Origin of the sequence: Streptomyces sp. NPDC002838, from assembly GCF_040295365.1 — a bacterium.
Taxonomy (GTDB): Bacteria; Actinomycetota; Actinomycetes; order Streptomycetales; family Streptomycetaceae; genus Streptomyces.
Genome location: NZ_JBEOVF010000042.1, coordinates 79,475 through 92,064 on the forward strand (window position 1 = coordinate 79,475; position 12,590 = coordinate 92,064).

Genomic DNA, 12,590 nt, shown 5'->3' on the forward strand with positions numbered 1-12,590 from the left:
GCTCCACTGGTCAGTCCACGGGCCACGTGTGCGCGGGCGCGTTCATGTGCATGTAGTCCATGTACGTCGTGGTCATCTGCCGCAGCGCCTCCCGGCGGTCGGAGGTGACGGCCTTCTCCAGGTGGTGGACCATCTCCGCCTGCCACAGGGCTCCGTTGCGGGCGGTGACACAGCGCTGCTCGATGACGCCCAGCAGGGGCTCGCGCCATGCCACGTCCATGCCGGACAGCTCCAGGCCCCGGTGGGCCAGAGGCAGCAGCCGCCGCAACACCAGCTCTGTGACCGGCACTTCGCCCGTGCCGGGCCAGTACAGGCGGGCGTCGATGCCGTCGCGGGCCGCGGTGTGCAGGTTCTCCTCGGCCACCGAGAAGGACATCCGGGTCCACACCGGCCGGTCCTCGTCCACCAGGGCACGGGTCAGACCGTAGTAGAAGGCGCCGTTGGCGAGGATGTCGGCCACAGTGGGCCCGGCGGGCAGGACCCGGTTCTCGATGCGCAGATGCGGCAGGCCGCCGGCGACGGCATAAACGGGGCGGTTCCACCGGTAGATCGTGCCGTTGTGCAGCGTCAGTTCCCCCAGTTGCGGAACGCCGCCGCGGTCGAGCGCCTCCTGCGGGTCCTCGTCGTCGCACAGCGGCAGCAGCGCCGGGAAGTAGCGCACGTTCTCCTCGAAGAGGTCGAAGACGCTGGTGATCCACCGCTCGCCGAACCACACCCGAGGGCGTACTCCCTGGGCCTTGATCTCCTGGGGGCGGGTGTCGGTGGCCTGCTCGAACAGGGGGATGCGGGTCTCGCGCCACAACTCCCTGCCGAAGAGGAAGGGCGAGTTCGCCGCGAGGGCGATCTGCACACCCGCGATGGCCTGGGCCGCGTTCCAGTAGTCCGCGAACTGCTTCGGATCGACCTGCAGATGGAACTGGGTGCTGGTGCAGGCGGCCTCGGGGGTGATGGCGTCGGCGTACATCGACAGGCGCTCCACGCCGTCCACCTTGATCCGCAGGTCCTCACCACGCGCCGCGAAGATCTGCTCGTTGAGCAGCCGATAGCGCGGATCACCGGACAGGGCGGACTCGCCCACGTCCGCCTCGGCCAGGGTCGGCAGAATACCGATCATGATCAGATGGGCGCCCACGGCCGAGGCGCGCTCCTCGGCGTGATTGAGCGCGTCACGGATCTCCTGCTCCCAGGCACCGGGGCCACCGGCGGTCAGCCGGCGGGGCGGGATGTTGATCTCCAGGTTGAAGCGGCCCAGCTCGCTCGACCACGCGGGGTCGGCGATCGCCTGGAGAACCTCGGTGTTCCGCATCGCCGGGAGCCCGTCGACGTCCACCAGGTTGAGCTCGATCTCCAGCCCGACCTGCGGACGCTCGCTCTCGAAACCCGACTCGCGCAACATCTGCGCAAGCACATCGAGGCAGGTGTGCATCTTCTCCCGGTACCGACGGCGGTCCTCCCGCGTGAACACCAGGGCCGGCACGTCACGTCCCATCGTGCCCTCCCGAGTCCCCTCGGCAGATACCTCTTCCTCCCAGCGTCGCACCTCGGGCGGAACCCGGACAGTCAGCGCAGCCGCGGTACCGGAATCCCGCGCGATCAGACGGTGCACCGACTTCCTGCTCACAGAGCGTTCCCGTCGGTACGACGCAGGGTGAAGAGCTCACGGGCGCGGAATGTTCCGCGGATTGGTCCGGGCAAGGCGGATCATGCCTCCGACTCCGCCGGTGAGGACGGTGCGGCTTTCCGACAGGGCGAAGCCGGTGACCTGTTCGGAGGTGATCTTCGGGAAGACGGCTATCGAGTCGGGGTCGGTGACTACGTCCACGGCGATGCCCGGCGCCCAGACCGCCGTCCTCAACGCGGTCGTTGGACGGGGCGTTCGGTGTCGCCGTGCCGGCCCTGGTGTTCGGCAGGGCCGGGAGCTACGCGGAACCGGCCGCCTTCACCGATGGGTTCACCGCGGCGATCGCGACCGGCGGCGCTCCGTCGCCGGCCGGGTCAGTGGCGGCACTGACCATCCCGCGCCGCCGGATCACCCGTGCCCCGCGCCCGCCGCACCTCACGACGACCGTTGATCGCCGAGTCAGCCACGCAACGGCGCATGGCACGGAACACCACCGCGTCATGCGCGCCGTGCGGCAGCGCTTCTCGTAGCGGGTGGCGAGGCCGCGCCACTGCTTCAGGCGGTTGATGCACCGCTCGACGGTGTTGCGCCGCTTGTGGGCCTGACGTGTCCCGGTTGGTGCGCCGACCATCCTCCTGGAGCATCCGCACCAACACCGAATCCAGTTCGTCCATGCTCGCCTCACCCCGCCGAACAAACAAAGCCTCGACGTACAGCGCCGTGCCTGGCAACAACAGCCATGGCCTCACCCGGCTGCGCACAGTCCTGACCGTCTTCTTCGCCCTCGACGGCTTCATCTTCGCGGACTGGGTCGTCCGCATCCCCGCGATCAAACAGCGGACCGGCGCTTCGGCCAGCGCCCTCGGCCTGGCCCTCCTCGGTGTCTCCGCCGACGCGGTCATCCCGATGATGCTCACCGGCCGTCTCCGCCGCCGCTACGGCAGCCACCCCATGACCGTCATCTGCGGCGTCCTCCTTTCCGTCAGCGTCGCCCTCCCACCCCTCACCCACTCGGCGCTGGCACTCGGCGCCGTCCTGCTGCTCTTCGGCGCCGCCTACGGTGGGCTCAACAACCATCAAACACAAAGACTTTGCAGGCTCCCTCACAGGGCACCGTCGCGTCATGAGCGACCAGGCGCGCCTCAACGGTGCCGAACATCGACACCACCGCCCGCTGCAAGGCCTTCGACTTGGGCCGATTGGCCACGGTGGTGGCATGAGTGCTGCGCTCCTGTGACTCATGGGAGCTGTGACTGCCGCCCTGATTGCGGCAGCGGCGACCTCGTTCGGACCATCCCGCAAAGGCGAAAGGAGCAGCGGAGAACCGCCAGCGGGACTGGATCTCGCCCACGACCGGCCAAGGCCAGGATCAGGGTGGCCCCCGACATCAACAGCCGGCCGGCTACGGCCTCGAAGGTCCGCGATCAGCCATGGGTGTCCAGGCCGTTGCGATCGAGTGCTGCTCGGATCTGGCTGAGCCACTCTGTGCCCAGCTGGCGCCCGTTTGGGAGTTGGTCGCCTCGATCCCAGCGCCACGTTGTGATCATCGCCAGCACGAGGACCCGGCACTCGCGCAGCAAGTCTTGATTGACACCCGGATAGTGCTCGCTGACTTCTTCAGGGGCATGGGCGAGGTCGAATTCGACGGGCCCACGGCAACACGTCTCAAGGTCTATGAACAGCAACCCGTTCTTCGTGGTGAGCACGTTGCCCGGGTGCGGCTCGCCGTGCAGCAGCTGCTCGGCGCCGCCGCGCTCGCCGATCACTCGTCTCAGGCTTCGTAACGTGTCGCCGAGCAGCTCCCGGTCCGCGTCGGCGAGCGCCGGAGTGTGGTCGCGGTTCGCCACGAGTCGTTGAGCCTGCTCGACTCGATCCGTGAAGTGCGGCGTCGGGACATCGAGCTTGCGCATGCCGGCGTGCAGCCGCTCGAGCGCATCGGCGTAGTCGGCTGGTGAGACCTCTCGAGGTGTCACGGGTTCGTAGTAGGTCCACAGCGTGACCGCGAAGCCATCACGCTCATAGACGCGTGGCTCCACTCGAGGCTCGAGAGCAGCCACAGGGCACCCGGATTCGGCGAGCCGCTGAGCAAGCTCGACTTCGAACTGTGCGACCTGATGCGCTACAGGTGCCACCCGGGCCAGGACGTCACAAGGCAGCAGACGCAGAGTGAGCTTGTTCGAGTCATGAAGAACGATCACGTCGTTGACTGTCAGGCCAAGTGATGAGGCGGTCGACATGGCCGCGGCCACCGCACGCGGGACCTCTGACGTCTGCATCGTCGCCTGGCCCCTCTCCCCCGAGCGCTGCCATAACTCTCCAAGCGGTGAACCTGCGCACCATACCAAGTTGGCGTAGAGAGCCGCGATGGCGCGGCGGGCAGGGCGCGACGGAATCGGCGATCTGCCCCTTCGACTGCTCAGCCCGACAACCGTCAAACAACGCAAAAGACAGGCAGGACGCCGTCTGTAGAAGAGTTTGACGAAGAATCCGAAGCGCTTAGAACTGCAGCTGAATGTGGAGCTCTCCACACAGGACCCAGCATGGGTACGTTCTCGCGGTGGCCGGGGCCTGGAGGCCGCAGGGGAATGGCGAGTGAAAGGACCTGGGGCGCGAAGGTGTGCCTCAGCCTGACGACCCGATGCTGCCGGCTCTTTGGCGCGGCTGGATGACATCGTTTGCGACCGACCTGGACGTACTGCACCGTACCCCGTTTCACGTTCGCAGTGGCCGGCGAGGGCGGCACGATGGGGGACGCGTACAAGGTCAGCTTGCTGAGCCAGCTCTACGCTCTCTGGTTCGTTCAGCCTGCGTCATTTCGTCGCCGATGAGGGCGGCGAAGACGAGGGAACGAGAACCGTCGAGGCTGGCTTCGATCTGGTCCCGGATGATCTCGCTCGCCCTGCCGCGGGTGCCGATCCAGCCGTCCTGCACGAGTTGGGTGAAAGTCGTGTTGTCGAAGTAGCGGGGCACTGTGTGATATCCGAACAGCTCGCCCCCTCTCGGACCCGCGGCAAGGTCGGGCTGGCCGCGAAGCCACTCTACGTGCTCGCGTGCGAGGTACATGCCGCCGATCAGAGCGTCTCCCCTCGGTGCGGTCTGCTCGGCCTTGCAGAATTTGATCCAGCAAGGCTGAGCGAAAAGACGGTAGTCGAGGGGCGGATCCTGATCGAGCCGTGAACAGACTTCCTCGACCTGTCTCATACGCTTCAGCTGGTCATCCAGGTCCGCGTCCGGGCGGTACCCCCACTCGCTGCGGCCCGCCCCCATCTGCTGCATCTTCTTGTACTGCACGAGAATGAAGCTGTCCCGGTTCACATGGTGGTAGATCAGGTCGATCCCCAGCGTGTCCTCGGCGGGCAGGCGGTTGACATTGGCAATGAAGAGTTTCTGGTCGCCCTTGCGGAACACGCGCTTCGCGAGGTGCTCCGCGTCGCTGCCGATCCAGTCCGAGAACCGTTGCGCGTCGTGGAAAACGAGGTGGTCCTCATGCGCCGGGTGACCCGGCAGAGTGGCCAGGACCGGCACTCGGTCCTCATTCTCTTCTGGAAATCGTGCCTGAGCGATGATGCTCCTGTCGAAGCCGCCAAGTTGAAACGCCAGCCCTGTGGCGTCCCGCTCGTCCACGAACAGTTCCCGCACCCGGTTGAGGATGCGGAAGCCACCTGTCTGTTCCTGCAGCCGAGCGATGACACCGGCCAAATCGGCGCGACAGGTGGTGAGCGCGTCCAACAGCTCTTCCCCGGCACGCTTCGGCAGCGTGCCAGACAGCTCGGCGGCATTTCGATGCCGAGGATGGACGAGGTCGGACAGCCTCTCCATGGGAACCGGAGGCACGATGTGATGAAGCTGCGTCACCTCGATTGTCTTGCGGAGTGTCCCCGCTCGTCGTCCACTCTTGGCATGCCCGACGTACTCGACGAGCGGCCGGCCTCTCGCCTGTCCGGTCACGACCAAGACAACGTGGCTACTCTTCCAGGCTTCGCGTTCCCCCACCGACTCCCACCCCGCCTCGAACTGGCTCGGCCGTCGAAAGTCGGCAAGGAACTTCTCTTCATCAGGAGTACACCGCAGGATCGCCACCATGCGGGTCACGGTACGTCGAACGGGTGGCACGCGGTCCCGTCGGGGCCCCGTCATCGGGCCCATGCCCAACTCGACCTGGGCCAGAAGAAATTGATCGCATACTGCGGACGACCCGCCCGTAGGCGGTCTGCAGCAGGTGCGACGGGACCGTGACGGGTCGGCACGTGTGATGCCCTGCAGTTGGCCCTGGAGTTGATGTGGTTCCACACGGTGAGAAGCAAGAACACGGCGGCGCAGAACCGAAGACCCGTAGGAGCCCGATGTGCCTGACACTCGTGGAGGTTTCACTCCGGCCGACTGCCCGGGTTGTGGGCAGCTTGGGGATGCGACAGCGGAGATGTTCGTGGAAGTGCAGCGGGCTGACACCAAGGCGACGACGTTATGTGGCGTGGCTGGCGGTCTGCTGGCCGTGGATGCCGCTGCCCTGTCGAGCGTGTTGAGGTCTGGTTGGCTGCCGGTGACTGTGTTGGCGTGCGCCGGGGTCCTCCTCGGCGCGGCGCTCGTCGTGGCCCTGGCTGCGATCCGACCGGTAGTACCACGCGGCGGCGAGCTCCGGATGTTCGTAGATCCTGTTGCGGAGCAGGCTGGACCTGAGGAGGTCGTGTCGGCGTTCGCCGCCAGGAACACCCCGGCGAGCACGCAGTACAGCAGGTCGGACTGCCCTGGCCGCCGGCGTGCTCGGTCGCTGCCCCGCCGGGCGAGCACCCGGGGGAGGACGATGACGCCGGCCACGGCGTTGCGCCAGAACGCGATGGCCGGCGCGGGTGCCGCCGCGACCGTCGCGAGCGGTGCGGCCAGCGAGATGCCGACGACCGCGACTGCGAGAAGGGCCCACTCCGCAGGGGGCGGTGAACCGCCCGTGGAACGAGCGGGGAAACGCGCCTCGACGCCGTGCGGCTGGGCGTCTATAGCCCGGTCTGTTACGTAGAAATCCCCCGCGGGGACGGAAATGTGCGGTGCGCATCACGCATACGGTCGGTGCATGTTCCCCCAATGAGCTCACTGATCGGCGAAAGTGCCGTGACGCACATCACAGCGGCCCGCAACTCGCTTCCCCTGGAACGCACTCCATCCGGCACACTCCCCCCATGGACACTGCCGAGTACGTATCGATCCTGGACAGGGAGGGCCGGTCGCTGGCCGCGGCCGCCGAGGAGGCCGGGACCGGGGCCAAGGTGCCGACCTGCCCGGGGTGGCAGGTGCGGGACCTGTTGCGGCACACGGGGATGGTGCACCGGTGGGCCGCGGCGTTCGTCGCCGAGGGGCACACCTCCTACCACCCGGACGCGGGCCTGCCCGACCTCGACGGCGCCGAGTTGCTCGCCTGGTTCCGGGAGGGGCACGGGCAGCTCGTCCAGACCCTGCGCTCGGCCTCGCCCGACGTGCGGTGCTGGCACTTTCTGCCCGCGCCGTCACCGCTGGCGTTCTGGGCCCGGCGGCAGGCGCATGAGACGGCCGTGCACCGGTTCGACGCGGAGTCGGCGAGGGGCGGCCGGCCCAGCGAGATCAGCGGCGACTTCGCCGCCGACGGCATCGACGAGCTGCTGTGCGGCTTCCACGCCCGCCCCAAGAGCAGGGTGCGCAGCGAGAAGCCACGGGTACTGCGGGTGCGGGCGACGGACACGGACGGCGCGGTGTGGACCGTACGACTGTCGCAGGAGCCGCCGGTGACCGAGCGCGAAGACGCCACGGACGCGGACTGCGAGGTGGCCGGGCCTGCCGCGCGGGTGTATCTGTCGCTGTGGAACCGGCTGCCGTTCCCGAGCATGACCGGGGACGCCTCGGTGGCCGGGCTGTGGCGCGAGAAGTCCGCCGTGACCTGGAGCTGAGTCAGGCTCAGCTCGAGGGGAGCGTCCTCGTCAACACCGCGCGCTGCACCGGCAGTACGTCACCGTGCAGCGCGCGGCCCTTCGCCGTGAGCGCGACCCGGACGCCCCGTCGGTCCTCCGCGCACATGCCGCGTTCGACGAGTCCGTCCTTCTCCAGCCGGGCGATCAGCCGCGACAGCGCGCTCTGGCTGAGGTGGACGCGCTCGGAGATCTCCTGGACGCGGTAGGAACACACGCCGTCCGGCCGTTGTTCGGAAAGGACGTCGAGCACCTCGAAGTCGCTGGCGCACAGGCCGTGTTGGTGCAGTGCGCGATCGAGTTCGCACTGGGTGCGCGCGTGCAGCGCCAGGATCTCCCGCCACTGATCGACGAGCGTCTGCTCGGCCTTCTTCGCCGCCATGAGGCGCACCGTAGCAGAGAAACGGTTTTGTTGCACCGGAATTAAATGCGCTTGCATCAGATGCGCGCGCATGTAGTGTCTGCGGCATGACCTCTCCGCTCACCACCCCCGCGGCCCCGTCCCCGGCGGTTCGCTGGACGCCCCGGCTGTGGGGCACCCTGCTGGTGCTGTGCGCCGCGATGTTCCTGGACGCGCTGGACGTGTCGATGGTCGGCGTCGCCCTGCCGTCCATCGGCGCCGACCTCGGCCTGTCCACCTCGACCCTGCAATGGATCGTCAGCGGCTACATCCTGGGCTACGGCGGCCTGTTGCTGCTCGGCGGACGCACCGCCGACCTGCTGGGCCGACGTCAGGTCTTCCTGATCGCTCTGGGAGTCTTCGCCGTCGCCTCGCTGCTCGGCGGACTCGTCGACTCCGGCCCGCTGCTGATCGCCAGCCGCTTCATCAAGGGCCTGAGCGCGGCCTTCACCGCCCCCGCCGGCCTGTCGATCATCACCACGACCTTCCCGGAGGGCCCGCTGCGCAACCGCGCACTCTCCATCTACACCACCTGCGCGGCCACCGGCTTCTCGATGGGTCTGGTGCTGTCCGGCCTGCTCACCGAGGCCAGTTGGCGCCTGACCATGCTGCTGCCCGCGCCCATCGCCCTGATCGCCCTGGTCGCGGGCCTGAAACTGCTGCCGCGCAGCGCCCGCGAGAAGGACCACAACGGCTACGACATCCCCGGCGCCGTCACCGGCACCGCCTCGATGCTGCTGCTGGTCTTCACCGTCGTACAGGCCCCCGAAGTCGGCTGGGCTTCGGCCCGCACGCTGCTGTCCTTCCTCGCCGTCGCCGCACTGCTCACGGTGTTCGTACTGATCGAGCGGCGCTCTCCGGGCCCGCTGGTCCGGCTCGCCGTGCTGCGCTCCGGTACCCAGATCCGCGCCCAGCTCGGCGCGATGCTCTTCTTCGGGTCGTACGTCAGCTTCCAGTTCCTGGTCACCCTGTACATGCAGTCGCTGCTCGGCTGGTCGGCGCTGCACACCGCGCTCGCCTTCCTGCCCGCGGGCGCGCTGGTGGCACTCTCCGCGACGAAGATGGGCTCGATCGTCGACCGGTTCGGCACCCAGCGGCTCCTCCCGGTGGGCTTCGGGCTGATGGTCATCGGATACGCCCTGTTCCTGCAGGTCGACCTCGACCCCGTGTACGCCGCCGTGATCCTGCCGTCGATGCTGCTCATCGGCGCGGCCTGCGCGCTGGTCTTCCCGTCGCTCAACATCCAGGCCACCAACGGCGTCGACGACCACGAGCAGGGCATGGTCTCCGGGCTGCTCAACACCTCGGTGCAGGTGGGTGGCGCGATCTTCCTCGCGATCGTGACGGCGGTGGTGACCGCGGGCGCCCCCGAGAACGCCACCCCGCAGGCCGTCCTCGACAGCTACCGGCCCGGACTGATCGTGGTGACGGGCATAGCCCTGGTCGGTCTGCTGATCACGCTCACGGGTCTGCGCACCGGCCGTCCTCCCCAGCAGTCCGTGGTCGTCGCCCAGTCCACTGTGAAGGAGACGGAGGCGGAGCGCGTGCCCGTACGCGACTAGGGGGACCGTCTCCTCTACCGTGCGCCCGGCGGAGCCGCTTGCTCCGCCGGGCGCACGCCTGTGAGACTGCCGGTATGACGGGTTACGGGGGACGGCGCGGTCAGGCCGAGCGGGACGCGATCACCGTGGAGATCGGATACGCGCTGTGCAGCGCGCTGTTCGCGGCGGCGGTCGTGTTCGGGGCGGTCGCCGGTCCGGCGCTCCTCTTCGAACTGCCGGACACGGTTGCGGTGTTGCTGCTCCGCACGGGTCTCGTGCTCGCCCCCGTCCTCTTCTTCGCCCGGGTCGTCAGTGTCCTGGTCCGTTTCCGGCGGACGGCTCAGCCCAGCCAGCCCGGCCGGACCAGCCCCGACTCGTAGGCCAGCACGACGAGTTGCGCCCGGTCGCGGGCGCCCAGCTTGACCATCGTGCGGCTGACGTGGGTCTTCGCGGTGAGCGGGCTGACCACCAGACGGCGGGCGATCTCCTCGTTGGACAGGCCGATGCCGACCAGGGCCATCACCTCCCGTTCCCGCTCGGTGAGATCGGCCAGCGCGTTGGCGGCCGCGGGCTCCTTGGAGCGGGCCGCGAACTCGGAGATCAGGCGACGGGTCACACCGGGCGAGAGCAGCGCGTCGCCCCCGACCACCGCCCGCACGGCACGCAGGAGTTCCTCCGGCTCGGTGTCCTTGACCAGGAATCCGGAGGCGCCCGAGCGGATCGCCTCGAAGACGTACTCGTCGAGTTCGAAGGTGGTGAGCATGACCACCTTCACGTCCGCCAGCTTGGAGTCCTCGGTGATCCGGCGTGTCGCGGCCAGACCGTCCAGCACCGGCATGCGGATGTCCATCAGCACGACGTCCGGACGCAGTTCACGCACCTTGCGCAGCGCCTCCTCGCCGTCGGAGGCCTCCCCCGCCACCTCGATGTCCGGCTGCGCGTCGAGCAGCGCCCGGAAGCCGGCTCGCACCAGTGACTGGTCGTCTGCGAGCAGTACACGGATCACCGGTCCTCCTTGACCTTCAGCGGCAGCACGGCGAGCACCCGAAATCCTCCGTCGGCACGCGGGCCCGCCTCGATCGTGCCACCCAGCGCGGCGGCCCGCTCCCGCATTCCAGCCAGACCGTTGCCGCTGCCACCCGCGTCGGCGCCGGTCGCGGGTCCGTCGTCGTCGATACGGAGCCGTAGCGTCGTCCCGTCGCCGTGATCGAGGTGCACGCGCGCGTGCCGCGAACCGGAATGCCGTACGACATTGGTGAGCGCCTCCTGGACGATGCGGAAGGCCGCGAGATCCGTCCCGGGAGCCAGGCGGGGCGGCTCCCCCTCCACCTCGACCGTGAGGCCCGCGCCCGCCGCCTGCTCCACGAGTTCGGGCAGCCGGTCCAGGCCGGGCGCCGGCGCGCGCGGCGCGTCACCGGGCGTGCGCAGCGTGTCGAGGACCTGGCGGACCTCGCCCAGCGCCTCCTTGCTGGCGGCCTTGATGGTGGTCAGGGCGGATCGCGCCTGCTCGGGGTCGGTGTCGAGGAGGGCGAGGCCGACGCCGGCCTGCACATTGATCACCGAGATGCTGTGCGCCAGGACGTCGTGCAGCTCCCGGGCGATGCGCAGCCGCTCCTCGTCGGCGCGCCGCCGCGCCGCCTGCGCCCGCTCGGCCCGCTCACGGGCCCACTGCTCGCGCCGGGTGCGGGCCAGCTCCGACACCGCGAGAATCGCCACCATCCAGGTGGCGACGACGACCTCCTGCCCCCAGGCGGCGGCCTCGTCCCCGGACGGCGGCAGCCACCGGTACAGCCAGTGGGCCACCAGGACGTGCCCGGCCCAGAGCATCCCCAGCGCCGCCCAGGCCGCCCTGCGGTGCCCCGCGACGATGGCGCTGAAGCAGCTCAGGGCCACGGTCAGGAAGATCGGCCCATACGGGTACCCGGCGCCCAGGTAGAGCATGGCGGCCGCCGCCGTGCCGAACACCGCCGGCACCGGATACCGCAGCCGCCACAGCAGCACCACACCCGCCACAAGCAGCAGCATGCGCGCGAAGGGGTCGAGGGCGGCCTTCTCATCGACCTGCTGCTCGGCCGCGTAGTTCGAGCCGACGAGCACGAAGACCGTGAGGAGCGCGGTGGAGCGCCAAGGCCACCGAGGGCGCTGCCCCTCGTCCCAGCGGTTCCACCACCGCGGCCCGTGCCGCCACCAGTGAGGTGGGCCCCCGCGTACGCGCTGCTCGTCCATGTCAGCCACGCTAGACGCCGCGGCCCCCGGCGGCGTCAGCCGAGCGCGGTGATCACACGTACTCCCCGCGAAGTACGTCGGTCTCCTTGACGCGCAGTCGGCGCAGCCGCTGCGGCGCCCACCAGATCGCGCGCCCCCGCGAGCCGCATCGTCGCCGGGAGCAGGACGACCCGGATGAGGGTGACGTCGACCAGGATGGTGAGCGCGGTGCCGATGCCGAGTTCCTTGAGGAAGACGACGCCGCCGGTGGCGTACGAGAGGAAGGACAGCGCGAGGATCCCGGCCGCGGCGGTGATCAGCGGGGCGCTGCGTCGGATGCCCTCGCCGACCGCGCGCTCGGTGTCGCCGGTCCGCTCGTGCTCCTCCTTGATGCGGGCCAGCAGGAAGACCTCGTAGTCCATGGACAGTCCGTACGCCACGCAGAACATCAGCACGGGGATGCTCGGCTCGATCGAGCCGGTGGGGGTGAAGCCGAGGGGTCCGGACAGGTGGCCGTCCTGGAAGAGAAGAGGATGACGTACGTCGACACCAGCACGAACCCGACGGCGAGCGGCAGCCGGTCGAGGTGCGTGGCGCGGAAGTCGGTGGTCTCGCCCGGGTAGCCGCCGACGAGGACGGCGGCGGGGGCCGGGGTGTCCCGGATACGTTCGACGAATGCGGGGACATCGCCGTACGTGGCCTGTCGTGTCGGTACGACGGCCAGGCGCACCCGCCCGTCGGGTGCCGTGAGCCGGTCCTGGCCGGGGGCTCGGGTGTGGCGGCCGTCCCGGTAGGTGCCCTAGGGCCTGTGTGACGTCGTGATCAATCTTGCTGACCCGGATCCGCATGGAAGGCGGATCCGGTAGGAAGTCGGTCGTGACGCGTAGGCAACT

At 69.0% G+C, this 12,590-nt stretch carries 14 protein-coding genes and 1 pseudogene; 5 read left to right on the forward strand and 10 right to left on the reverse strand.

All coding sequences use genetic code 11. The annotated features are described in order from the left end of the window. Nucleotides 1–10 precede the first annotated feature (10 nt). Together ABT063_RS38275 and ABT063_RS38280 are read right to left on the reverse strand one after the other, a co-directional pair. On the reverse strand, nt 11–1,489 hold the full coding sequence (locus ABT063_RS38275) for a glutamate-cysteine ligase family protein (protein WP_351065121.1): 1,479 nt from the start codon (nt 1,487–1,489) through the stop codon (nt 11–13). 168 nt (nt 1,490–1,657) lie between these two features. Then, nucleotides 1,658–1,855 carry a hypothetical protein gene (locus ABT063_RS38280; protein WP_351065145.1) on the reverse strand — a complete coding sequence of 66 codons (198 nt, stop codon included), beginning with the start codon at nt 1,853–1,855 and terminating at the stop codon, nt 1,658–1,660. Between the two features lie 486 nt (nt 1,856–2,341). On the opposite strand from ABT063_RS38280, the pseudogene ABT063_RS38285 reads away from it, so the two are divergent. Next, nucleotides 2,342–2,692, forward strand: a pseudogene (locus ABT063_RS38285) (MFS transporter); the annotation flags it as partial. On the opposite strand, the gene ABT063_RS38290 reads toward ABT063_RS38285, so the two are convergent. From ABT063_RS38290 to ABT063_RS38300, 3 genes are all read right to left on the reverse strand, one after another. Further along, nucleotides 2,688–2,972 (reverse strand): hypothetical protein, encoded by a 285-nt coding sequence (locus ABT063_RS38290; RefSeq protein ID WP_351065147.1) that lies wholly within the window; start codon nt 2,970–2,972, stop codon nt 2,688–2,690. The pseudogene ABT063_RS38285 and the gene ABT063_RS38290 overlap by 5 nt on opposite strands. A 73-nt stretch (nt 2,973–3,045) precedes the next feature. Continuing rightward, nucleotides 3,046–3,897, reverse strand: a complete 852-nt coding sequence (locus tag ABT063_RS38295) for a phosphotransferase enzyme family protein (protein ID WP_351065123.1) — start codon at nt 3,895–3,897, stop codon at nt 3,046–3,048. A gap of 487 nt (nt 3,898–4,384) precedes the next feature. Continuing rightward, nucleotides 4,385–5,704 carry a hypothetical protein gene (locus ABT063_RS38300; protein WP_351065125.1) on the reverse strand — a complete coding sequence of 440 codons (1,320 nt, stop codon included), beginning with the start codon at nt 5,702–5,704 and terminating at the stop codon, nt 4,385–4,387. A 262-nt stretch (nt 5,705–5,966) separates the two neighbouring features. Between ABT063_RS38300 and ABT063_RS52420 the strand changes: the two genes are divergently transcribed. Both ABT063_RS52420 and ABT063_RS38305 read left to right on the forward strand, forming a co-directional pair. After that, the gene (locus ABT063_RS52420) at nt 5,967–6,632 is read left to right on the forward strand and encodes a Pycsar system effector family protein (protein ID WP_502990966.1); all 666 of its coding nucleotides are present in this window, start codon (nt 5,967–5,969) and stop codon (nt 6,630–6,632) included. Nucleotides 6,633–6,792: 160 nt separating this feature from the next. Then, nucleotides 6,793–7,533, forward strand: coding sequence for a maleylpyruvate isomerase family mycothiol-dependent enzyme (locus ABT063_RS38305; RefSeq protein WP_351065127.1), 741 nt, complete (start codon nt 6,793–6,795; stop codon nt 7,531–7,533). A 7-nt stretch (nt 7,534–7,540) separates the two neighbouring features. Here ABT063_RS38305 and ABT063_RS38310 read toward each other — a convergent pair whose 3' ends face one another. Continuing rightward, nucleotides 7,541–7,933, reverse strand: coding sequence for a MarR family winged helix-turn-helix transcriptional regulator (locus ABT063_RS38310; RefSeq protein WP_351065129.1), 393 nt, complete (start codon nt 7,931–7,933; stop codon nt 7,541–7,543). 86 nt (nt 7,934–8,019) lie between these two features. Here ABT063_RS38310 and ABT063_RS38315 point away from each other — a divergent pair, with 86 nt between their 5' ends. Continuing rightward, nucleotides 8,020–9,513 carry an MFS transporter gene (locus ABT063_RS38315; protein WP_351065130.1) on the forward strand — a complete coding sequence of 498 codons (1,494 nt, stop codon included), beginning with the start codon at nt 8,020–8,022 and terminating at the stop codon, nt 9,511–9,513. A 74-nt stretch (nt 9,514–9,587) separates the two neighbouring features. Next, nucleotides 9,588–9,872 carry a DUF6332 family protein gene (locus tag ABT063_RS38320; RefSeq protein WP_351065131.1) on the forward strand — a complete coding sequence of 95 codons (285 nt, stop codon included), beginning with the start codon at nt 9,588–9,590 and terminating at the stop codon, nt 9,870–9,872. Here ABT063_RS38320 and ABT063_RS38325 read toward each other — a convergent pair. Genes ABT063_RS38325 through ABT063_RS38340 form a run of 4 tightly spaced genes read right to left on the reverse strand, consistent with a single transcriptional unit; the run spans nt 9,833 to nt 12,427 of the window. Then, nucleotides 9,833–10,498, reverse strand: coding sequence for a response regulator transcription factor (locus ABT063_RS38325; RefSeq protein ID WP_351065133.1), 666 nt, complete (start codon nt 10,496–10,498; stop codon nt 9,833–9,835). The two genes, ABT063_RS38320 and ABT063_RS38325, sit on opposite strands and share 40 nt — an antisense overlap. Beyond that, a complete protein-coding gene (locus ABT063_RS38330; RefSeq protein WP_351065135.1) occupies nt 10,495–11,718 on the reverse strand; it encodes a sensor histidine kinase in 1,224 nt (407 codons plus the stop codon). Before ABT063_RS38330 ends, ABT063_RS38325 begins: the two co-directional genes overlap by 4 nt. Nucleotides 11,719–11,753: 35 nt before the next feature. Next, complete coding sequence (locus ABT063_RS38335; protein WP_351065136.1) at nt 11,754–12,137, reverse strand: MMPL family transporter; 384 nt, start codon at nt 12,135–12,137, stop codon at nt 11,754–11,756. A gap of 8 nt (nt 12,138–12,145) precedes the next feature. Beyond that, nucleotides 12,146–12,427: a hypothetical protein gene (locus ABT063_RS38340; RefSeq protein WP_351065138.1), complete on the reverse strand. Its 282-nt coding sequence runs from the start codon at nt 12,425–12,427 to the stop codon at nt 12,146–12,148. Nucleotides 12,428–12,590 lie beyond the last annotated feature (163 nt).

Bases quoted from the DNA above. Each gene is read 5' to 3' on its own strand.
- ABT063_RS38275 (WP_351065121.1), bottom strand. From the start codon at position 1,489: ATGGGACGTGACGTGCCGGCCCTGGTGTTCACGCGGGAGGACCGCCGT.
- ABT063_RS38295 (WP_351065123.1), bottom strand. From the start codon at position 3,897: ATGCAGACGTCAGAGGTCCCGCGTGCGGTGGCCGCGGCCATGTCGACC.
- ABT063_RS38305 (WP_351065127.1), top strand. From the start codon at position 6,793: ATGGACACTGCCGAGTACGTATCGATCCTGGACAGGGAGGGCCGGTCG.
- ABT063_RS38320 (WP_351065131.1), top strand. From the start codon at position 9,588: ATGACGGGTTACGGGGGACGGCGCGGTCAGGCCGAGCGGGACGCGATC.
- ABT063_RS38310 (WP_351065129.1), bottom strand. From the start codon at position 7,933: ATGGCGGCGAAGAAGGCCGAGCAGACGCTCGTCGATCAGTGGCGGGAG.
- ABT063_RS38300 (WP_351065125.1), bottom strand. From the start codon at position 5,704: ATGGTGGCGATCCTGCGGTGTACTCCTGATGAAGAGAAGTTCCTTGCC.
- ABT063_RS38330 (WP_351065135.1), bottom strand. From the start codon at position 11,718: ATGGACGAGCAGCGCGTACGCGGGGGCCCACCTCACTGGTGGCGGCAC.
- ABT063_RS38315 (WP_351065130.1), top strand. From the start codon at position 8,020: ATGACCTCTCCGCTCACCACCCCCGCGGCCCCGTCCCCGGCGGTTCGC.